Source organism: Streptomyces sp. DSM 116793, assembly GCF_057320905.1.
Map to the genome: position 1 here is coordinate 4,997,479 of NZ_CM170494.1, position 21,099 is coordinate 5,018,577.

Annotated in this window: 13 protein-coding genes and 1 tRNA gene; 4 read left to right on the forward strand and 10 right to left on the reverse strand. The window is 73.3% G+C overall.

Annotated elements, in window-relative coordinates; translation table 11 throughout:
- Positions 1-196: 196 nt before the first annotated feature.
- Positions 197-2,089: a DoxX family membrane protein gene (locus tag ACSMXW_RS19415; protein WP_485797979.1), complete on the forward strand. Its 1,893-nt coding sequence runs from the start codon at positions 197-199 to the stop codon at positions 2,087-2,089.
- Positions 2,090-2,402: 313 nt separating this feature from the next.
- The gene (locus ACSMXW_RS19420; protein WP_485797980.1) at positions 2,403-2,801 is read left to right on the forward strand and encodes an aldehyde dehydrogenase family protein; all 399 of its coding nucleotides are present in this window, start codon (positions 2,403-2,405) and stop codon (positions 2,799-2,801) included.
- Positions 2,802-3,162: 361 nt separating this feature from the next.
- Here ACSMXW_RS19420 and ACSMXW_RS19425 read toward each other — a convergent pair whose 3' ends face one another.
- The 9 genes from ACSMXW_RS19425 to ACSMXW_RS19465 form a co-directional block, all read right to left on the reverse strand.
- Complete coding sequence (locus ACSMXW_RS19425; RefSeq protein WP_485808156.1) at positions 3,163-5,865, reverse strand: glycoside hydrolase family 3 N-terminal domain-containing protein; 2,703 nt, start codon at positions 5,863-5,865, stop codon at positions 3,163-3,165.
- Between the two features lie 247 nt (positions 5,866-6,112).
- Complete coding sequence (locus tag ACSMXW_RS19430; RefSeq protein WP_485797981.1) at positions 6,113-7,414, reverse strand: glycoside hydrolase 5 family protein; 1,302 nt, start codon at positions 7,412-7,414, stop codon at positions 6,113-6,115.
- The gene (locus tag ACSMXW_RS19435; protein ID WP_485797982.1) at positions 7,411-8,328 is read right to left on the reverse strand and encodes a carbohydrate ABC transporter permease; all 918 of its coding nucleotides are present in this window, start codon (positions 8,326-8,328) and stop codon (positions 7,411-7,413) included. Before ACSMXW_RS19435 ends, ACSMXW_RS19430 begins: the two co-directional genes overlap by 4 nt.
- Positions 8,325-9,329 (reverse strand): carbohydrate ABC transporter permease, encoded by a 1,005-nt coding sequence (locus ACSMXW_RS19440; protein WP_485797983.1) that lies wholly within the window; start codon positions 9,327-9,329, stop codon positions 8,325-8,327. Before ACSMXW_RS19440 ends, ACSMXW_RS19435 begins: the two co-directional genes overlap by 4 nt.
- Positions 9,326-10,633 (reverse strand): ABC transporter substrate-binding protein, encoded by a 1,308-nt coding sequence (locus tag ACSMXW_RS19445; RefSeq protein WP_485797984.1) that lies wholly within the window; start codon positions 10,631-10,633, stop codon positions 9,326-9,328. Before ACSMXW_RS19445 ends, ACSMXW_RS19440 begins: the two co-directional genes overlap by 4 nt.
- 6 nt (positions 10,634-10,639) lie before the next feature.
- Complete coding sequence (locus ACSMXW_RS19450) at positions 10,640-13,846, reverse strand: alpha-mannosidase (protein WP_485797985.1); 3,207 nt, start codon at positions 13,844-13,846, stop codon at positions 10,640-10,642.
- 1,177 nt (positions 13,847-15,023) lie between these two features.
- The gene (locus ACSMXW_RS19455) at positions 15,024-15,755 is read right to left on the reverse strand and encodes a nucleotidyltransferase family protein (RefSeq protein WP_485797986.1); all 732 of its coding nucleotides are present in this window, start codon (positions 15,753-15,755) and stop codon (positions 15,024-15,026) included.
- Positions 15,756-16,099: 344 nt separating this feature from the next.
- Positions 16,100-16,537 carry a hypothetical protein gene (locus ACSMXW_RS19460; protein WP_485797987.1) on the reverse strand — a complete coding sequence of 146 codons (438 nt, stop codon included), beginning with the start codon at positions 16,535-16,537 and terminating at the stop codon, positions 16,100-16,102.
- 341 nt (positions 16,538-16,878) lie between these two features.
- Positions 16,879-18,015: an ABC transporter ATP-binding protein gene (locus ACSMXW_RS19465; RefSeq protein ID WP_485797988.1), complete on the reverse strand. Its 1,137-nt coding sequence runs from the start codon at positions 18,013-18,015 to the stop codon at positions 16,879-16,881.
- 271 nt (positions 18,016-18,286) lie between these two features.
- Here ACSMXW_RS19465 and ACSMXW_RS19470 point away from each other — a divergent pair.
- Positions 18,287-18,360, forward strand: a tRNA-Thr gene (locus ACSMXW_RS19470).
- Between the two features lie 601 nt (positions 18,361-18,961).
- Here ACSMXW_RS19470 and ACSMXW_RS19475 read toward each other — a convergent pair.
- Positions 18,962-19,444 carry an Lrp/AsnC family transcriptional regulator gene (locus ACSMXW_RS19475; RefSeq protein WP_485797989.1) on the reverse strand — a complete coding sequence of 161 codons (483 nt, stop codon included), beginning with the start codon at positions 19,442-19,444 and terminating at the stop codon, positions 18,962-18,964.
- A gap of 407 nt (positions 19,445-19,851) precedes the next feature.
- On the opposite strand from ACSMXW_RS19475, the gene ACSMXW_RS19480 reads away from it, so the two are divergent.
- Positions 19,852-20,814, forward strand: a complete 963-nt coding sequence (locus ACSMXW_RS19480) for a 2-dehydropantoate 2-reductase (protein ID WP_485797990.1) — start codon at positions 19,852-19,854, stop codon at positions 20,812-20,814.
- Positions 20,815-21,099: the final 285 nt, after the last annotated feature.

The window sequence follows — 21,099 nt, forward strand, 5'->3', positions numbered from 1 at the left end:
CCGCGCCGCACGCCCGAGGGCCGCACGGCGCGGGGCGCGCGGGCGCGCCGTGCACCCCGGCGCGAAGGGGCGACCCGGACGCCCCGAACCGGGCGGCAGCGCGTCACCCCGAACGCGCCGGCGCCCCCCGACCGGCGGACACCGGCCCGATCCCCAGGGGTCAAGGCAGTGTCCTCCCGCCGTGTCACTCGGTTAGATGAGTGTGGAGACCAGAACGCCCCGCACCCCCACGGGGGACCGCTCGTCCGGACACGACGACGCTCCCGCGCTGACCATGGTGAAGGTGCCGTGTGACCCGGCGCAGATCGTCGTCAATCACGCCAGCTTCCGCGTGCACTTCCCCACGGCGCAGCCCGCGAGGTCGCAGCGGGTCGCCAGGTACCTGTCCGCCACGGCCGCCGCCGCGGCCCCGCACCCGCCCGCGCTGGGCGCCGCCGGGCACGCCCCGGCGCTGGGCGCGGCGGCCGGGCACCCGCCCGCGCTGAGCGGCGCGATCGTACGGCGCCGCGGTCCCCTGGTGCGCGGCGGCGCGCCCGCTCCCGGCGACCCGGTCGCCTCCGGGCTGCTCCAGGCGGTCGGCACCGGCCTCAGGCCCGGCGGCGGGCCCCCGGGGAGCGGCCCGGCGGGCCACGACCCGGGCGCCACACAGGTCATGCCACGCGTCGGCATCGACGCCGACACCGCCGCCACGCCGGTGACCGCCGGTCCCGACGGGACCGGCACCCGGCTCCTGCCGCAGATGCGCCCGGCGACCGGCCACGGCGACCACGCCGATCAGGACGCCCACGACGACTATGACGCCCACGACGGCCGGCGCCGGGACACGTCCGGCCGCCGGCCCCACCCGGACGCCGAGCACGCCCGGAACGCCGGACACGCCCCGGGCCCCGGGGAAGCCGAGCACGGCGGGCCCGGCGAGTACGGGCCGGACGGCGGGGACGGCCGGTACGACCAGGGCGGCGAGTACGGCGAGTACGGCGAGTACGACCAGGGCGGCGAGTACGGCGAGTACGGGGAGGACGACGAGTACGGCCAGGACAAGGGCACCCGGCGCGGGCTGGGCCGCTTCCGGCGCCGCGGCACCGAGCCCGTGCGGCACGCGTACTACCCCGGCCGCCGGATGAACCTCGGCCTCGTCCTCCTCCCGCTGCGCGTCTTCCTCGGCTTCATCTCCCTCTACGCCGGGATGAGCAAGCTCTGCGACCCCGCCTACTTCGACGCCGGCGAGCACGGCAGCCTGGTGAGGTCACTGCACGCCCTGCACCCCTGGGCGCTGGCGGAGCCGCTGCGCGACTTCGCTCTCCAGCACCCCGTCGGTGCGGGCCTGACGGTGGCGTTCCTCCAGGTCATCGTGGGCGTGCTGACGGTGCTCGGGCTCTGGCAGCGGGTCGCGGCGGCGGTCGGCGCGGTGCTGTCCGCGGCGCTGCTCGTCACCGTCAGCTGGCGGAGCGCGCCCGGGTACGGCGCGCCGGACATCATCTACCTCGCCGCCTGGTCCCCGCTGGTCATCGCGGGCGCGCCGGTGTACTCGGTCGACGGGCGGCTGTCCTCGGAGGCCTGGCGCACCCTCGGCCCCCGCGCGGAGCTGTGGCAGCTGCGCCGCCGGGTGCTGCGCCGGGGCACGCTCATCGCGGGCCTGGTGACCGGGCTCACCTTCCTGGTCGGCGCGCTGCTCGGGGGCGCCGTGCGGGACTCCGACCGGGTGACCGTCCCGGGGCCCGGCGAGGCCCCGCGGAACGAACTCCCCGGCTCCCCGCTGCCCGAGGAGCCCGGTGCCACGGAGACCGGCGGCACGCCCGCCGCGTCCGGCTCGCCCACGCAGGGGACGTCCGCCAGCCCGTCCCGGTCGGCCACCGCGGGCTCGGCGAGCGCGTCGGCGTCGGCGGGGGCGGGACAGCCGAGCCAGAGCCGGGCGACCGGCGGAGTGCCGTCCCACCGACCGGTGCCGCCTCCCCCTCCGGCCGCCACGGCCGGGCCCTCCTCCACGGGGGGTTCCGCCTCCACCGGCACGAACACGTCCGGTACCTCCGGTACCGGCTCCTCGGAGAGCGGGGAGTCCGGTGATCTGGTGGGTGGGCTTCTGGGGTGAGAAGGGGGGCGGCTCCCCGGCCTCCGTGGGCGTGTCGCGGTTGTTCGCGCGCACCCGGGGGATCAGCCCCCGTGGCTACGCCCGTTCCAGAGGCAACCGTCCTGCGGCCGGTGAGAAGGCGTTCGCCGCGGCGTCTGTCAGAGCGGGATCGGGGTCCGTGCTGAGGACCGCGATCCCGCGGCATGTGGTCGGTCGCTCCTCCGAGGCCTCAGGGCTCGTCGCATGCCGGGTCCGGCTCCTGCGGCGCTCCGCGGAAGCCGGCGATCAGAAGAGTCATGGCGCGGGGCAGGTATCGGCCAAGGGCCATACGGCCATGAGGGGTTCGTGGACGAAGGCCGACAGCTCCGCCGCCTGCTCCCCTCCGCGGGGGAGGCCCGGCCGACCCCGCAACGTACGTCGGCCCGCTCGTCAGCGAGGGCCGGCCCGACGGGTCCGCGGCTACCTGGAGGCGGGCATCGCCGAAGGGGCCCGCCCTGGTCACCGGCGGGCCGGAGCCTCTCGACGACCCGCCACGGCCCGCGGCACCTACGTGCGGCCCACCGTCTTCGCCGACGTCGACAGTTCGATGCGGATCGCCCGCGGGGAGATCTTCGGGCCCGTCGTCCGCGTCATCCCCTACGACGGCCTCCACGAAGCGATCCGGATCGCCAACGACTCCGACTTCGGCTTCAGCGGCGGCGTCCGGACCGCCGACCCCCGAACGCGGCCTTGAGGTGGCGGGGGCCGTACGGACCGGCATCTTCCACATCAACGGAGCCCCCGGCACGGTGACGCCCCCTTCGGGGGGTTCAAGGCCGGCGGCATCGGACGGGAGTACGGGAGTACGGGCGCCCCGGCCTGTCCGCCTTCGTCGAGTACAAATCCGTCGCGGCCTGCCGAACGGCAACCTGACGGCACGGCATCGCCCAACCGGTCGCCGCTGCCGCTCCCGGTGCGGCTTCGGACGAGTGCGCGGCGGCCACCGCTGTTGGTGGGGAGTCCGGGGGCCGGTCGAGGCGTCGCTGCGGAGGTTCCCCCTGACTGCGGGCGGGGGCGGTGCCCCCAGGCCACCGCCCTGTCCTCTTCGGCACCGTTCACGCGATGTCGAGCGCGGCCGACCGCAGCGAAGCGCTCGACTCGCCCGTCTCCACCTCGTAGTGGCCGGGTTCCACCGCGTACCGGAGGCCGCGGGTGACGACGGCCAGGTCGTCGTGGGTCAGGCGCAGGTGGACGACGGTGTGGGTGCCGGGGGCGAGGGTGACGCGGGTGAAGGCGCGTAGTTCCCTGGTGCGGGGCCAGCTCGTGGCCGTGAGCCGGCGCAGGTAGAGCTGGACGACGGTGGACGACGGGGTCGGTCCGGGGTTGGCGACCTCCACCGCGCAGTCGACCGTCGCCCCCTCGCGCAGGGCCCGGGCCGTGATCCGGGCCGGACCGTCCCCGCCGCCCCGGCCGTCCGCCGTGAGCACGGGCGCGCCGAGCGTGAGCCGTCCGTAGCCGAGGCCGTGCCCGAACGGGAACAGGGGGGAGGCGTCGGCGTCCACGTAGCCGCGGAAGGCGTGGTCCTTCTGGTTGTAGGTCACCGGCAGGACCGTGGCCGTACGCGGTATCGAGACCGGGAGCCGGCCCGTCGGCTCCGCCGCGCCCAGCAGGACCCTCGCGAGGCCGCGGCCGCCGGCCGGGCCCGGGTAGAACACCGACAGGACCGCCGACGAGACGTCCAGCACCTCGCCCATGACGTGCGGTCGGCCCTGCACCAGCACGGTCACGACGGGGGTCCCGGTCCGCGCCACGGCCCCGACCAGGTCGAGCTGGGCCCTGCCGAGGGCGAGGCCGGCCAGGTCGGCGCCCTCGCCCGAGGTGGTCTCCGCGAGCGGCACCCCGGACCGCGCGTCGGCGGTCTCGACGACCATCGCGCCGTTGTCGTCGAAGCGTGCCTCCGTCTCCCGCGCGCTCGACCCGCCGAGGGCCACCACGACGACGTCCGCCTCGGCCGCCAGTTCGACGGCGCGGGCGATGCCGGAGCCGTCGTCGCCCGTCAGGCCGGCGCCCCGGGTGTGGGTGACGGGGCCCGGCGACAGTTCGCGCAGCGCCGCGACCAGGGTGGTGCCGGTGCCGGGCGGCTGTGGGGCCGTGTAGTCGCCGAGGGCGTGCAGGACGGTGTCGGCGTGCGGGCCGACCACGGCGATGCGGGGCGTCCCGGTGAGGGGGAGCGTTCCGTCGTTGGCGAGCAGCGTGACGGCGCCCTCCGCAAGACGGGCACCCACGACGGCGGCCCCGCCGCCGGCCGGGGCGGGATCGGAAGCCGGCGTGGGCGGGGGCGCTGGTGGTGTTTCCGGTGGGTCCGCGGACAACCGTGGTGTTTCCGGTGGGTCCGCGGACACCGGTGGTGTCCTTGACGTGTCCGTGGACGCCCGTGGTGTCTCCGGCGTGTCCGTGGACGCCCGCGGGGTCCCCGGCGTGTCCGTGGACGCCCGCGGGGTCCCCGGCGTGTCCGTGGACGCCCGCGGGGTCCCCGGCGTGTCCGTGGACGCCCGCGGGGTCCCCGGCGTGTCCGTGGACGCCCGCGGGGTCCCCGGCGTGTCCGTGGACGCCCGTGGTGTCCCCGGCGCGGCCGTGAGGTCCTCGTCGAACAGGCCCAGCCGGAACTTGAGCCGCAGCACCCGCTCGACGGCCGTGTCGACGGCCGCCTCGTCGACGAGTCCGCGGTGCACCGCCTCCTCCAGGAGGGTGAACGCGTCGTCCCACAGGCTGAGGTCGGTACCGGCGCGCAGCGCCGTCGCCGCGGCGCCCGCGAGGTCACCGGTCAGCCGCACCAGGCGGTCGAGCGCGGTGCCGTCCGCCATGACGAGCCCGGTGAAGCCGAGTTCGCCGCGGAACACGTCCGTGAGCAGCCGCGCGCTGGCCGCGCAGGGCAGCCCGTCGATCTCGGAGTAGGCGGCCATCAGCCCCGCCGCCCCGGCCGCCACCGCGGCCCGCACCGGGGGGAGGTGGATCTCGTACAGTTCGCGCCAGCCGATCTCGGTGGCGGCCCAGTTGCGTCCGCCGGTCGCCGCGCCCTGTCCCGCCGCGTGCTTGACCACCACCGCGGCGCTCTGCGCCGGGAAGGGCGCGAGAGGCCCCTCCGGTTCGCCCTGCATGCCGGTGACGGCGGCCCGCGTCAGCTCCGCGGCCAGCACCGGATCCTCGCCGTATGTCTCCTCGGACCGGCCCCAGCGCGGGTCCCGGAGCACGTCGAGGCCCGAGACGAGTGCCACGTGGGCGCCCCGCTGCCGCAGCTCCGCGGCGACGGCACGGGACGCCTCCCCGTACTGTGCGGGATCCCACGCCGACGCGGCGGCGAGCCCCACGGGCAGCACGGTGGCGCCGGGCGCCTGCATGCCGTGGGGTGCCTCCTCCACGAACAGCACGGGTATGCCCAGGCGCGAGTGCGCGACGACGTGGCGCTGGACGAGCCGGCAGACCTCGGCGCCGTCGGCGGGACCGATGCCGGTGCCGAGCGTCACCCCCGACCAGCCGTCCGCCCGTTGCAGGCCGTACAGGGCGCCGAGGCCGCCGAAGCGGTCCACCTCGGCGCGGAGCGCGTCGGTCAGTTCGAAGGTGGCGCCCGTCGCGGTCGTCACGGTGTCCCGGGAGCCGTCGGCGACCCGCTCCGGGCGGCTCCCGGCGGTCCGTCCCGCGTGGCTCCCGGCGGCCCGCTCCCGGCGCTCCGCCCCCGGCTCGGGAGCCGGCACCCGCCGGTAGGCCTGCCAGCCGTACATCCGCTGGTTGAGCTGGCCGACCTTCTCGGCCAGCGTCATCCGGCCGATCAGGTCGGCGACGCGGACGTCGACGGGCAGGTCGGCCCGGCGGTAGGGGGGAAGCCCTGAAGGGCCGCCGGGCGGGCGCGTTCCGGTGCCGTCGTCGCCGGTGGTGCCGCCCTCGCCGGTCTGGTGGGGTGCCATGGTTCTCCTGGGGGTGGTGGACGGGGGGCGTCACGGGGCCATTCACGGGGCCGGATTCCGGGTGCCGGCGGCCCGGCTTCCCACCGCCGGCGGCCCCGGCCCGTCAGCCTCCGACGGCCACCGCATCGCTCTCGCTGACCGCCGTGTACAGGCTCCGCCCGGCCGTGCCGGGCCGGACGACGCGGGTCACGCCGCGGGCTTCGAGCGCGGCGGGGTCGGCCGCGGTCCGGGACGTGACGAACGTCGGCCGCTCACCGTCCCGTACGAGGTCGTGCCAGGCCGTGAAGGCGGCCCCGCCCGGTGCCAGGGCGGCACGTGAGAGCGGTGTGCCGGTGTCGTCCACGGCTATCTCCACCGCCGTGCCGCGCGGTGGCGGCCCGGCCGGGGTGGCCCGGAGCTCCGCGGCGACGTCCGCGTACCGCCGGCCGACCGGTTTGACCGCCCCGTCCGCGTCGAGGAGACCGAGCGAGTATTCGAGGGCCGGGAAGTCGCCGAGGCCGGGGTGCACATCGTGCGAGCACCACCACGTCACGCCCCAGAAGCCGTCCGTGGCGGCGGCGTGCCGGACGGCGGCCTCGCAGAAGTCGGGTGCCTGCGGCTCCGTCAGGCAGTTGAGGGGCGCCCCGATCTCCTGGAGCCAGACGGGCCGGTGCGCGTCGGTCGCGAAGGCGCGGGAGAGTTCGCCGAGGTACTCGGCGTGCCGGACGCTCTCCTGCGCCAGGCCGCCGTAGTGCTGTGCCGTGCCGTTGAAGATCCACGAGTGGATGACCGTGACGTCGCCGAGCCGGCTGGCGTGGGCGGGCAGGAACGGATGGCCGTCGAGGTACCAGGCGGCGTCGTACACGGCGTGTGCGCGCAGGCCGGGGGAGGAGTCGGGCACGGCGGCGAGGAGCGTGCCGAGCCAGTGCTCCGCGTCGGCCGGGCCGATGCGCATCGCCGAGGGGTGCGGGCGGTCCGAGAACTGGTTGAGTTCGTTGCCGATCGTCAGGCCGAGGAAGCCCCTGACGTCCGACACGGCCTCGTGCACGGCGCCGACCAGCCGGGCCTGCGCCTGCACGGCGTCCTCGTCGGTGAACATGTTCCGCGCGTGCCACGTCGTCAGCCAGGCCGGCAGGAAGTCGAAGCTCGACAGGTGCCCCTGGATGACGTCGACCGCGGGGTCGAGCCCGGCGGCGGCCGCCAGCTCGGCCATCGTCCGGACGTCGTCGAGCGCCCGGCCGCGGATGAGGGTGCGGTTGGGCTGCAGGACGGGCCAGAGCGGGAAGATGCGCACATGGTCCAGGCCCAGCGAGGCGATGCCGTCGAAGTCGCGGCGGACGGAGTCCCAGTCGGGCGCGAGCCACGTGTGGAACCAGTCGCGGGACGGCGTGTAGTTCACGCCGAAGCGAGCCGTGGGGGTGGTCATGCCTTGAGGCCTCCGGATTCCATGCCGCGGAAGAAGTACCGCTGCAACGCCATGAAGAACGCGATGATCGGTACGAGGGCGACGATCGTGCCGGCCGCGACGACGCGCGGATCGTCGTAGAAGGTGCCGCGCAGCTGGCTGAGGCCGACCGTCAGCGTGTAGTGGTCCTGGTTGGAGAGGATGATCAGCGGCCAGAGGAAGTCGTTCCAGGAGCCGACGAACGCGAAGATCGCCACCACCGTGAGCGTGCCCCTCACCTGCGGCAGGCAGACGCGCAGGAACCGCTGCCACACGTTGGCCCCGTCCACGACGGCCGCCTCCTCCAGCTCCCGGGGCAGCCCGAGGAAGCCGTTGCGCATCAGCAGCACGTTCAGCGCGGTGACGATCGTCGGCAGCGCGACACCGAGCAGGGAGTCCGCCAGGTGCGCCGAGCGGACCAGCAGGAACTGGGCGATCAGCACGGTCTCGACGGGGATGAGCAGCGCGGCCACGAACAGGCCGGTGACGAGCCGCCGCCCCCGAAAGCGCAGGCGGGCGAGGGCGTAACCGGCGAGGGATGCCCCCACCATGTTGCCGACGACCACGCAGACGGCGACGATCGCGCTGTTCAGCACGTAGTGCAGCACCGGCAGGCGCCTGGTCACCTCGCCGTAGTGGGCGCCGGTCGGGTGGTGCGGGAGCAGCGCGGGCGGCTGCGCGTACAGATTGTCGCCGGGTCCCTTGAGCGAGAGCGAGAGCTGCCACAGCAGCGGTCCCGCGAGGAGCACGAGGAAGAGCACGAGAAGGGCGTAGCGGGTCCAGGCCGCCGCCCGCCGGCCGCCGGCGCGGCTTCCGTCCCGGCCGCCCCTGCCGTCCCGGCCGGCCCGGCCGGTCCCGCCGGCCGGGCGCCGGTGGTGTACGAGCGATGTCGTCATGAGTCCCCGTCCTTTCTGCCCGCGCGGCTCTGGGCCCACAGCTGGACGCCGAGGAGCAGCCCCATGACCACGAACATCACGACGCTGATGGCGCCCGCGTATCCGGTGTCGGCCTGGAGTCCGGTGCCCTCGGACTGGATGAGCATCGTCATGGTCAGATCACCGCCGCCGGTGCCGCCGGTGCCGTTGGTGAGGACGTAGATCTCGCCGAAGACGCGGAAGGCGGAGATGGACGAGAAGAGCGCCACGAGCGCGATGGTCGAGCGGACCCCCGGCACGGTGACGCTGAAGAAGCGCCGCACCACGCCCGCGCCGTCGATGGCGGCGGCGTCGTACAGGCTCTGGTCGACGTTCGCGAGCGCCGCCAGGTAGATCACCATGTAGTAGCCCATGGCGGTCCACACCGTGACGAACATGGCGCTGAGCAGCGTCAGCCACCGGTCGGTGAGGAACGGGACCGGGCCGTGGATCCAGTGCAGCCACTGGAGCGTCGCGTTGACGAGGCCCCGGCTGCCCAGCAGGTTCGTCCAGATCAGCCCGACGATGACGGGCGACATGATGACGGGCAGGTAGTAGCCCGTGCGGAAGAAGCCGAGGAGGCGGCCCTTGCCGCTGACCAGGGCCGCGAGCACGAGCGGCAGCGAGACGGTGAACGGCACCACGCAGACCACGTAGAGGAACGAGTTGAGCAGGGCGGTGCCGAACCGGGGGTCGTGCAGCAGCCGGCGGTAGTTCGCCAGGCCGGTGAAGTGACCGCCCGTCAGGAGCTTGGCGTCCGTGAACGACAGGGCGATCGTGTTCAGGAAGGGATAGAGGATGAACACGGCCACGGTCACGAGACCGAGCGCGAGGAACAGCCAGGGCGCGTACCAGCGCCGGTGGGTGCGCTCGGCGAAGCTGCCGCCCGGGGAGTGACGGGACGGGCGGGAGTGACCGGAGCGGCGGGAGTGCCCCCGGGTGCCCGTCGCCTCCGGGGCCGCCGTGACGGGGTAGCCGGTCACTTGGCCGACAGCTTGTCGTTCGCGTAGGCCACGGCGGCGTCCAGCGCGGCCTGTGCGGACTTCTTGCCGAGGACGGCCTGTGCCACCTGCTGCCGCAGGTAGGCCACGTCCTGCGCGGAGAACTCGGCGGGCCAGTACACCTCGGCCTTGGCGATCTGGGCGGCGGCGGGTATCCGCACCGAGGCGTCGTCCGAGCCGTCGTCCTTGGTGAAGTACGGGTCGGACAGGGCGCCGGCGGCGGACGGGAAGATGGCCGCGGCCTTGTCGAACGTCAGCTGGTTCTGCCGGTCGGTGACGAACTTGGCGAAGGCGACGGCGGTCGCCTTGTTCTTCGAGGTGGCGTTCACACCGAGCGACTCGATGTACATGTTGGGCTTGGCGTCGGTGATGAGCGGCGCGACCTTGACGCTCTTGTACACGTCGGGGGCGGAGGCCTTGAGGTCCTTGAGGGTGTACGAGCTGCCGGGCAGCCAGGCCACCTCACCCGCCTTGAATTTGTCGGTCTCGCCGGTCTGGAGTTCGTCGAGGGATTCCGCGGTCAGGCCCCGGCCCCGGTACAGCTTCCGGAAGGAGTCGACGAGTTTCACGCCGCGGGCGTCGTTGAAGGTGAACTTCGTGTGGTCGGCGTTCATGAGTTTCACGCCGTACGCACCGAACATCTCGATGACGGGGAGCCGGCCGATCATCGAGTATTTCGTGCCGCATTTCCTCGACATGGCGGCCGCCGCCGAGAACAACTCCTCGTAGGTCCTCGGGAGTTTCCCGGTGTCGACGCCGCACTTCTTGAGCAGTGCGCCGTTGAAGAACGACGGGCCCGTGTTGAGGTACCACGGGTAGGCGTAGGTGCTGCCGTCGATGCTGTCGAAGGTGTCGGCCTGCCACGCCTTCGGCAGATAGCGCGACTTCGCCGAGGGGTCCGTCTTCGAGACGTTGAGGAGCAGGTGGGCCTTGGCGAGGGTGTAGGCCGCCTCGGGGCCGACGTCGACGACATCGGGCAGGTTCCCCGCGGCGGCGTCGGCCGACAGCTTGTCCTGGTAGCCCTCGGCCGGCTGGTCGATCCACTTCACGGTGGTGCCGGGGTGCTGCTTCTCGAAGGACGCGACGAGCTTGGTGAAGTAGTCGGCGTAACTGGACTTGAGGTTCCACGTCTGGAACGTGATCGTGCCCTTGACCTTGCCGCTGACGGAGTCGGTGCCGTCCGAGCCGCCGGACGCGCCGCCGATGCCGCAGTCGGCGAGGGCGAGGGCTCCGGCGACGGTGAGGGCGGTGGCGGCCGCGACCCGGCCGATCTGTGTTCTGGGCATGTTCAGCTACTCCTTCGATTCCTTCGGTTCACCGGGGCGGGCGGACGCGTGCGCCGGGGGGCTGAGCCGCAGCGTCGCCAGCTGGAAGGGGCCGAGCGTGAAGCGCGCGCCGGCCGCCGGCACCGGGCCGCCCCCGCCGGCCGCGGGGACGCGGTCGCGGTCCGGTGCGGCGAGGGCGAGCGGCAGGTCGGGCGCGGCCGCCTCGGGCCGCTCCAGCAGGTCCGTCTCGCGCACGAGCCAGCCGGCGAGGTCGTCGCCCGGTACGAGGTGCCCCGCGGCCCGGCCGCCGGCCGCCTCGTGCAGGCGCACCACGACGTCGCCCGAGCCGTCGTCCGCGAGCTTGAGCCAGTCGAGGACGGCATGGCCCCGGGTGAGCGCGAGGGACAGCGGCGCCGGGACGTCGGGCAGCGCGTCGAGCACCGGCGCGTTCAGCAGCGCGGCCGCGTCGACGGTCGCGGTGAGCTCCGGTGAGCAGACGACGGACCAGGCGAAGGAGTGCACGCCGAGGTCCGTGCCGGGATCCGGGAAGCGGGGCCCGCGCAGCAGCGAGAGCCGCACGTCGACGCCCGGGCGCGCCCCGGAGGGCCGGGTCAGGTCGGCGCCGTACGTGGAGTCGTTGACGACGCCGACCCCGTAGCCCGGCTCGGCCACGTGCACCCAGCGGTGCGTGCAGGACTCGAAGTGCGCCTCGTCCCAGGACGTGTTGGCGTGCAGCGTCCGCTCGACGAAGCCGTACTGCGTCTCGAACTTTGCCGAGGTGGCGCGCACCGCCAGCGGCAGCGACACCTTCAGCAGGTGCTCACGCTCCCGCCAGTCGATCTCCGCCGCCATGTCGAGCTGTGCCGCGCCCGGCCGCAGCAGGTACGACAGGCGGACGGTGGAGGCGCCGAAGGACCGCTCGACGTCGACCCGGGCGACCGGGTCCCCGGCGGTCACCGTGACGTCCGCCGGGCCGGTCACCTCGGAGGCGTGCCGCAGCACGTGCCGGTCGAGGTCCCACGCGTCCCAGCGGACCGGTTCGTCCCGGAACAGCAGGAGCCGGCCGAGCCGCTCCCCCTCGACGACGAGCTCCCGGTCCGCGGCCAGGTCGGTCATCGACGGCACGTGGCCGCCGGCGTCCACCACGACCCGGACCAGACCGTTGTCCAGCACGGTGGCGCCGTCCGCCCGCGGGGTGACCGTGACCGGCGCCTCGTGCGCGGCGGCGGCCGGGCGGACGGCGAGGGTGCCGTCGCTGCCCGCGGCGATCCGGCCCGGGCGGCCCGCGCCCCCACCGGGTGCGCTGCCGCCGGGCGCGGGTGCGCTGTCGCCGAGGGCGCGGGCGCTGTCGGCGGCCAGCCGCCGCAGCCGTTCCTCCAGACTCCGGTACGTCTCGCGCGCCTCCCGGTGCACCCAGGAGATCGACGAGCCCGGCAGGATGTCGTGGAACTGGTGCAGCAGCACCGTGGCCCAGATGTCGTCGAGCTCCTCGGCCGGGTACGGGGCCGCGCCCCGCACGGCGGCCAGCGCCGCCAGGTACTCCGTGCTCCGCAGCAGCGCCTCGACCCGCCGGTTGCCCCGCTTCATAGCGCTCTGCGAGGTGAGCGTGCCGCGGTGCAGTTCCAGGTAGAGCTCGCCCACCCAGGCGGGCGCGTCGTCGCAGTCGGCCAGCTCCACCTCGACGTCCGCGAAGAACTCCCCGGGTGGACGCTGCTCGACCCGCGGCGCGCCCTCCAGGTCCGCGAAGCGCGCGAGGCGCCCGCCCATCTCCCGGGTGGGACCGCCGCCGCCGTCCCCGTACCCGAACAGCAGCAGCGAGTGGTCGGAGACCGCCTTGTCGCGGAAGGTGGCCGCGGCGTGCTGCAGCTCCTCGGCACGCACGTCCGCCGCGTAGGTGTCGACGGGCGGGAAGTGGGTCAGGATGCGTGTGCCGTCGATGCCCTCCCAGTGGAATGTGTGGTGGGGGAAGACGTTGGTGTCGTTCCACGACAGCTTCTGGGTCAGGAACCAGCGGTAGCCGGCCCGCCGGGCGAGCTGCGGCAGCGCGCCCGAGTACCCGAAGCTGTCCGGCAGCCACACCTCCCGGGGCTCCAGGCCGAAGTTCTCCCGGAAGTACCGCTTGCCCCGCGTGAACTGGCGTACCAGCGACTCGCCCGAGGGCATCACCGCGTCCGACTCGACCCACATCCCGCCGACGGGCAGGAAGCGCCCCTCGGCGACGAGGCGGCGCACCCGCTCGAAGAGGTCGGGGTGCCGCTCCTGGAGCCAGGCGAACTGCTGCGCCGACGACATCGCGTAGGTCAGGCGGGGGTCGGTGTCCATCAGCGCCAGGACGTTCGCCACCGTGCGGGCCACCTTGCGGGCGGTCTCCCGGACCGGCCACAGCCACGCGGAGTCGATGTGCGCGTGCCCGACCGCGGACAGCCGGTGGGCGCTGGCGTGCGCGGGCCGCGCGAGCACCCCGGCCAGCTCCGCGCGGGCCCGCGGGGCGGTCTCGTCGGGCCTGCGCCCGTCGTAGGCGTCCAGGGCCCTGTCCAGGGCGCGCAGGATGCGCCAGTACCGCGTCTCCGTGGCCGGCACCTGCCGGGCGAGGCCGCCGAGGACCTCCAGGTCCCGGGCGAGCTGCCAGACCTCCTCGTGGAACTCGCTGATGTCGGCGCGGACCAGCCGGTACGGCTCGGGGTGCCCCGGCGGCGGCTTCTCGCCCAGCTCCGTCACGACGAACGGGGGCAGGCCGAGGACCAGCGGGTTGGCGGCGGCCTCGACGTACAGCTCGAAAGAGCCGTCGTCGGCCAGCAGGTCCCGGGGCGCGCCGGGCCCGCGCAGCCGCACCCAGCCGTTCCGCGGGTGCAGGCCCTTGACGACGCTGCCGTCGGCGCGGTGCACCAGCCCCTCGCACTGCCCGCCCACGGAGTGGTCCTCCCAGCCCAGGTCCAGGACCAGTTCGACCACGTCCGGCGCGGCCTCGGGCACCCTGCCGGTGACGCGCAGCCAGGTCGTGCCCCAGGCGGGACCCCAGGTCTCACCGATGGCCAGCGGTGCGTAGACGGGCGGCTTCCGCCCCTGCGGCACGTCCCGGCCCAGGGCGTGGGCCACCGGAACCGGCTCACCGTCACCGTCCACGCGCCAGGCCGTCACGTGCACCTCGGCGAGGGGCGTGTGCACGGCGGGCGCGACGCGCTCGCGCCCTACCCGTTCCAGGCGGTCGAGGGTCAACTGCGGCTGAACGTGCATGGGTTGCGTGCTCCTCGGGGGACGTGCTGAGCGTGCTGAGCGTGCTGATTGCTGAGCTGACCGCTAATGCGCTTTAGCGGTGCCGGGTCCCGGTGCGTGGAGCACGAGCACTCTCCGCGCTCTGCGGAACGGTCGGGAGAAACGCGGGGCACGAGGTTCGCTCGCCCGGACGGTGAGCGGGGATGGGGCCGGGTTCGGCACCATCGCCGCTCGATGACCAGACCTTGCAATGCGATGCGCCGGAAGTCAATACGCGACTGCGAACGGAATCTGGAGGGTGGTGCTGATTGCCTGGTCAGGGGTGTGTCAGGGGGCACGTTGAGAATTGCGCTAATGCGCTTTAGCGTGGAGAGTGCTCAAGCGCTTTAGCGGCCTGGGCGTTGTGAGCGTTGTGAGCGTTGCGGGGGCGGTGGGTGCGGTGGCCTTGTGGGCGGTGGGTGCTGTGGGCGCGGGGCCGTGGGTGCGGGGTGGTGGGTGCGGGGCGGTGGGTGCCGGGCCGGGGTGCCGGAGGAGCGGTCGGGCCGGCGCGCCGGCCGGGGGGCGACGGTGGGCGGACGTCGGGCGAAGGCCGGGCTTCGGACGAAGGCCGGGCGGTGGCGGCGCGAGGGCCCCCGAGGCGCGCGGCGTCGCCGGGGAGAGCCGGGTGGGGGAGTGGACGGGTGGAACGGCGGGAGGAGGACGAGCGCGACCGGCGCGGCTGGCGCGGCAGCTCGGATGCCGGGGCCGGTGGCGGGGGCGAGGGGCGGGACAGGCCGGACGCGCGGGCCGGTGGCGGGCCGACCCGGTCGGATGGGGTGGGCGCGGGGGAGTGCGGCGGGCCGGACCGGCGGGAGGATTCGGACGCGCGGCCCGGTGGAGGCCCCGACCGGCGGGAGGTTCGGACGCGCGGGCCGGTGGAGGCCCCGACCGGCGGGGCGAGGCGGTGCGGGGGGTGCGGCGGGCTCCCGTGCGCAGGCCCAACCATGAAGGACGTCGCCCGCCGGGCGGGCGTCTCGGAGAGCGCCGTGTCCTTCGCGCTCAATCGAACGCGACAGCGCGGCGCCGGCACGGGATGCGGCCCTGCGGGCGGCCCGCGCGACCTGAAGGGGCGCACCGGCGTGCGAGCGGGCGGGAGCACTCGGGGGACGGGGGCCCACGAGGTGCCCTCGTCTCCCACCCCCACCCCCACCCCCACCGCTCAGCGCCCCGACGAGGCCAGTTCCTTCGCCGCCTCCCTCAGATCCTTGGCCGTGTCGATGGCCCGCCAGTACGCGCCGTGGGGGAGGGGATAGCCCGCGAGCCGGCGGGAGCGGGCCAGGCCCGGGAACGTGGTCCGCTCGTGGTCGCCGCGGTCCGGGAGCAGCGCGGTGAACTCCGCGGCGAACACGTACACCCCCGCGTTGATCAGATACGGCGACGGCGGCGCCTCGATGAAGTCGGTGATGTGACCGAACGCGTCCGTTTCCACGGCCCCCCACGGAATTCGCGGCCGGGCCAGCGCCAGCGTCGCCGTCGCGGCCCGTTCCGCATGGAACGCGGCCATCTCACGCAGCGAGAACCGCGTCCAGATGTCGCCGTTCGTCGCGTACCACGGCCGGTCGGGGTGCGGCAGGTGCGCGGCCGCGTACTTCAGCCCGCCGCCGCGGCCCAGCGGCTCGCGCTCCACCACGGTGGTGACCCGCAGCGGGAGTTCGGCCTTGGCCAGCCACTCCTGGAGCACCTCGGCGAGATGGCCGCAGGAGACCACCGCGTCGGTGACGCCCTCCTCGGCGAGCCAGGCGAGCTGGTGGCCGATGATCGGGGTCCCGGTGCCCGGGATCTCCACCATCGGCTTGGGCCGGTCATCGGTGTAGGGGCGCAGCCGCGAGCCCTGCCCGCCCGCCAGGACGACGGCCTGCGTGGGCGGTGGGACGGCATCTGGATCGGTCATGGCACGAAAGCGTACGCACCGGAGCGGAAGCCGCACGCAGCGGTATGCGGGCCGCACGTAGCGGTATGCGGGCCGCACGTAGCGGTATGCGGGCCGCACGCAGCGGTACGGAAGGTGCCCGACCGTGTCCGTACGGAAGGCGCCCGGAGCCCGTCCGTCCCAGGGTGCCCGGACCGTATCCGTAGCCGGGGGCGCCCGGAGCCGCGTCCGAAGCCGGGGGCCCGGAGTCGTGTCCGTAGCCGGGGGCGCCCGGAGCCGTGTCCGTACGGGGGGCGCCCGGATCGCATCCGTCCGACAGCGCCCGGAGCCGTGTCCGTACGGAAAGTGTCTGCGCGCCGCCCGGGCTACTGCTGGTCGGCCACCCCGGCCGCGAAGGACGTGTCGCAGACCGGGCGGGCGTACGCCTGCGCGCGGTTGGGACCGTAGGCCTGGACGGCGGCGCGGCCGAGGGCGCGGGCGATGGAGCCGCAGTGCCTGGCCAGCGACGGCCGGTCGTGCACGGCCTGCTGGAGGTGGGTGAGGGCCGTGCCCGGGTCCTGCTCGCGGAGTTCGAGCAGCAGCCGGTCGCGCAGCACGTCCTGCGCGGGGCGCGCGGCGGCATGCGACGAGACGGAGGCCGAGGAGGCGGTGAGGACCGAGTCCCGGGCGGCGCCCGACCAGTTGACGCGGGTGACCGCGAGGGTGCCGGAGAGCACCAGGACGACGGGCAGGACGAGTGCGAGGGAGCGGCCGATACGGCGGGCCGGGCCGCGCCGCGGCAGGGGTTTGGCGAAGTGCGTCACGGCTGTGAGCGTAGCGCTCAGTGGAGATTTGGCGACATTTCGTCACCCTGTAGGGGGACGAAATGCCCCAAAAAACTTGGCGGCGGTTGACGAGCGGAGCGAAGTCCCCGGCGGGGCCCCGACTTTCGGGAGCCACCGGCTCACCGGAGTCACCCGCACACACGAGGGGTTCCGCACCGGGCGCGGTGCGGAACCCCTCGTGATGATCGAAGCGATGACCGGTGGCCGGTCGGTGAACCGGTGGCCGGTCCGTGCGCCGGTGGCCGGTCCGTGCGCCGGCGTGGCGCGGCGCGTGCCGTGGCTCGGCTCGGCTCGGCTCGGTCGGACCGGTCGCCGCCGGGTCAGTCGCTCAGACGCTCGCCCGACGACGTGGAGAACACGTGGGTCTCGCCCGGCCGCGGCACGACGTGCAGCTTGGTGCCCTTCTCCGGGACCTCCCGGCCGCCGACGCGGACGACCAGGTCCTTGGCCTCGCCGCCGACCTGGGCGGTGCCGTAGACGTAGGCGTCGGCGCCGAGTTCCTCGACGACGTTCACGCTGACGGCGAGGCCGGCCGGGTCGGAGTCGGAGTCCTTGGTGAGGGCCTGGGCGGCGCCGCCGTTGTGCTCGACGACGTCGAAGTGCTCCGGGCGGATGCCGACCGTGACGGTGGTGTCCCCCTTGTCCGCGGCGGCCTTGAGGGCGTCGCGGTTGACCGGCACGACCGAGTTGCCGAACTTCACGCCGCCATCGATGATCGGGACCTCCACCAGGTTCATCGCGGGGGAGCCGATGAAGCCGGCGACGAAGAGGTTGGCGGGCTTGTCGTACATGGCCCGCGGCGAGTCGACCTGTTGCAGGAGGCCGTCCTTCAGCACGGCCACGCGGTCGCCCATCGTCAGGGCCTCGACCTGGTCGTGGGTGACGTAGACGGTGGTGATGCCGAGGCGGCGCTGCAGGGACGCGATCTGCGTACGGGTCGAGACGCGGAGCTTGGCGTCCAGGTTGGACAGCGGCTCGTCCATGAGGAACACCTGCGGCTCACGGACGATGGCGCGGCCCATCGCGACACGCTGCCGCTGACCACCGGAGAGCGCCTTCGGCTTGCGGCCCAGGTACTCCGTGAGGTCCAGGATCTTCGCGGCGTCCTCGACCTTCTTGCGGATCTCGGCCTTCGGCACACCGGCGATCTTGAGGGCGAAGCCCATGTTGTCGGCGACGGTCATGTGCGGGTACAGCGCGTAGTTCTGGAACACCATGGCGATGTCCCGGTCCTTCGGCGGCAGGTGCGTGACATCGCGGTCACCGATGCGGATCGCGCCCGAGTTGACGTCCTCCAGACCTGCGAGCATCCGCAGGGAGGTGGACTTTCCACAGCCGGACGGGCCCACCAGGACGAGGAACTCGCCGTCCGCGATGTCGATGTCGAGAGCGTCGACGGCGGGCTTCTCGGAGCCCGGATAGACCCGGGTCGCCTTGTCGAACGAAACAGTTGCCATGGCTCGTGATTCCCTTCACCGGCAGGAACGTGCCGGACGATCCGAGTAAAGGGGTGACCGTGCCGGAGGGGTGCTCCGCCGCGGCGACCACTTGTGACGTTGTGACTGCGGTGTGTCGCAGACCGACGTACGCAGAGGTGTAGTCCACCTGTACGAACGTGAACCGGACGTTACATGCCGGTCATGCGTTCTGTCAGCACTCCCTCCCCCATGAACTTCGACGAAATTTTCGCCGGGCCCACCCCGCCGGGCTGGGTACACTGCTGTGGCTGCCTCCTTAGCTCAGCTGGCCAGAGCAACGCACTTGTAATGCGTAGGTCGTCGGTTCGACTCCGACAGGGGGCTCCGCCTCCGACCAGGCAAACGGTTCGAATGCAGGGCCCCGCGAGGATCGCGGGGCCCTCTTTTCGTGTGGATGGCGACATCCTGGGGGGCATGCCGTCACGCGGCGTCGCCGGGGAAGCTCTCGGGCGTCCCCTGCCTGCCTGCGGAGACGCTCGCCTCGGAAGCCTCGCGCCCGACCGCTGCGAGGACGGTGGTGTGGATGTCCGAGGCGACGCGGATCGAGAGTGACCGCCCCGGCACCGGGCTGTGACCATGGCCACGCCGCCGTGCGGGGCCGGCGGTGCGGAGCCGTGAAGACGGCAGCGGTGCTGCCCGGCGTCGACACAAGAGCGAAGTCTTCGGGGGATCGGGAATCCAGGAGTACGACGAGGGGAATACGGCCTCGGAAGCCCGGGAGTACGAGAAGAATCCGGTCTCGGAGGCCGGGCGTACGGCGAGGGGATCGCGGCCCCGGAAACCCGGGCCGTACGACGAGGGAAACACCCTCGGCGCGGTCCACGGAGGACTCGGCGGCGGCGGTCACGCCGTATCTCTTGTGTCAGGCGGAATTCGTTGCGTGGGGTCAACGCCCGTGTCCGGCTGTGGAGTCCATGCGGAACGGCTACCTGCCCGCGGCGGTGCGACGCAGCAGCGGGGTGAGACGGTGTGGCACCAGTTCGCGCATGACCAGGGCTGTGGTGGTGCGCTCGATGCCGGGGATGGCGAGGATCTGCCCCGCGACCCTGTACAGGTCCTCCGCGTCCGCGGCGACCACCCGCGCGAGCAGGTCCCTGTCGCCGCTGAGGCCGAAGACCTCCACGACCTCGTCGATGCCGGCCAGTGCCTCGGACACGCCGGCCAGCCGGTGCTGGTTGACCTGCGCGGTCACGAACGCGGTGAGTGGGTGCCCCAGTGCCCTCGGGGTGACCCGGCGCTCCAGCGAGCCCAGTGCGCCGTCCCTCTCCATCCGGGTCACCCGGGCTTGGACGGTGTTGCGGGACAGCTTCAACTGCTCGGCCAGGGCGACCACGGTGGCCCGTGGGTCGGCGGCCAGGGCGAGCAGGATCCGCGCGTCCGTGGCGTCCAGGCCTCGTTCGCTGTTCATGGTGCTCAATTGACGTCTCTCGTCCGACTCGGCTTCTGAGCAGAATGCTCAATCTGAGATGAGCATATTGTGCGATTCCAGTGCCGTCTGTCTACTAGAGGCGTACCAAGCTTGTTTTCCAGCGAATGATGCCGATATGTGGAGGCGGCCTCGATGACCTTGACCACGACGGCGCTCCGGATCTCCATTCCAGGAAGACGCGGGGTGCCCTCCCCAACCGAATGTGCCGCAGATGAAGTCTTTTGCACATGCATGTGAAATCTACGACCGGTATCCGCCCGCTGCGCGGGGCGACGGGAGTGGCGGGGAAACCGAACGTTCGGCACGCGGTCGGTACTGACAGTCGCGGATCGTCCGTACCCGACCCGGGGCTGAGGAACGGGGAGCCTCGGCATGGATACGGAGCAATGGAGGAAATGATGGAGTTCCCTGGAGCGCGTGCCCGCACCTCTGTGGCGGTCGTCGGCGCGGGCGCGGTGGGAGGGGTGTGCGCCTGGGGTATGCACAAGGCGGGACATGACGTGTCCGTCTGCGTCAGGTCGCCGTTCGAAGAACTGCTGGTGCTGACCGGCACCGGTGAGGACAGGGTCCCGGTGCGTGTCGTCACCGATCCCGGTGAGCTGAAGCCGGTGAGCTGGGTCCTGCTGGCCGTGAAGTCGTTCGACACGCAGAGCGCACTTCCCTGGCTGTCGGCCCTGTGCGACGGGAACACCACCGTCGTCGTGCTCCAGAACGGAGTCGACGGGGTCGACCTGGTTCGCGAACTCGTCCCGCAGACACCGGTCCTGCCCGCGCTGGTGTACATACAGGCCGAGCGCCAGGCGCCCGGCCGTATCCGAGTCGGCTACAACAACGGCATCGAGGTCGCGGCGGGCCCTGAGGCAGAGCGGCTGACGGAGTTGTTCGAAGGCAGCGGTATAGAGCTGCGCCCGCAGACGGACCTGACCACGGCGACATGGCGCAAGCTGATGGTCAACGTCGCAGCGAACCCGCTCACCGCGCTCACTCTGCGCGGTATGGAGGTGTTCAGGGACACCCGGATTCGTGAACTGGCCCAGGGCCTCATGCGGGAGGTGGCCGCGGTGGGCGTCGCCGACGGCGCTCGCCTGACGGAACAGGACGTCCAGTGGGCCCTGGATCTCACGGCCGAACTCGCCGAGGGCAACGGCACGTCCATGCTGTACGACCGCCTGGCGGGCCGGCCGCTGGAGCACGACGCACTCAACGGCGCCGTGGTCAGACATGCCCGGGCCCACGGGATCGACGTCCCCCTGAACCGGTCGGTGGTGGCACTTCTCAGCGCCCTCCACCCCCTGGACTCGGTGCTCACCCCCCTGAACGCGACCGACCGAGGACTCATGGCGGCCTGACGGCGCGGCCCGCGGGGGCCCGTACCGCAGCCGCAGTTCATGGTTCGGGGGGTCGGTGGTCCATGCGGCGGCGGTGGCGGCTGAGTCGGGTGCGGTGTTGCCCGGATCTTCCGGGCGTCTGGCCGCGCGGCCCGCCTAGGTGCGGGGAGGCGACGGCCGGCACGTGGATCAGGTCGTGCTCGGGTGCCGTGTCGTCGTGCGCAGGTCGTCGGTCCGCCTCCGACAGGGACTCGCAGAGTCCAGGTCACCCGGTCCGTGGCCGGGGCTTTTTTGTGGACGTGCGCC

Excerpts from the sequence above, each read along its gene's own strand:
- ACSMXW_RS19480 (WP_485797990.1), top strand. The coding sequence starts at position 19,852 with ATGGAGGAAATGATGGAGTTCCCTGGAGCGCGTGCCCGCACCTCTGTG.
- ACSMXW_RS19425 (WP_485808156.1), bottom strand. The coding sequence starts at position 5,865 with ATGACGCTGGCCGAGAAGGTCGGCCAGCTCAACCAGCGGATGTACGGC.
- ACSMXW_RS19435 (WP_485797982.1), bottom strand. The coding sequence starts at position 8,328 with ATGACGACATCGCTCGTACACCACCGGCGCCCGGCCGGCGGGACCGGC.
- ACSMXW_RS19455 (WP_485797986.1), bottom strand. The coding sequence starts at position 15,755 with ATGACCGATCCAGATGCCGTCCCACCGCCCACGCAGGCCGTCGTCCTG.
- ACSMXW_RS19465 (WP_485797988.1), bottom strand. The coding sequence starts at position 18,015 with ATGGCAACTGTTTCGTTCGACAAGGCGACCCGGGTCTATCCGGGCTCC.
- ACSMXW_RS19445 (WP_485797984.1), bottom strand. The coding sequence starts at position 10,633 with ATGCCCAGAACACAGATCGGCCGGGTCGCGGCCGCCACCGCCCTCACC.
- ACSMXW_RS19450 (WP_485797985.1), bottom strand. The coding sequence starts at position 13,846 with ATGCACGTTCAGCCGCAGTTGACCCTCGACCGCCTGGAACGGGTAGGG.
- ACSMXW_RS19415 (WP_485797979.1), top strand. The coding sequence starts at position 197 with ATGAGTGTGGAGACCAGAACGCCCCGCACCCCCACGGGGGACCGCTCG.
- ACSMXW_RS19420 (WP_485797980.1), top strand. The coding sequence starts at position 2,403 with ATGAGGGGTTCGTGGACGAAGGCCGACAGCTCCGCCGCCTGCTCCCCT.
- ACSMXW_RS19475 (WP_485797989.1), bottom strand. The coding sequence starts at position 19,444 with ATGAACAGCGAACGAGGCCTGGACGCCACGGACGCGCGGATCCTGCTC.
- ACSMXW_RS19430 (WP_485797981.1), bottom strand. The coding sequence starts at position 7,414 with ATGACCACCCCCACGGCTCGCTTCGGCGTGAACTACACGCCGTCCCGC.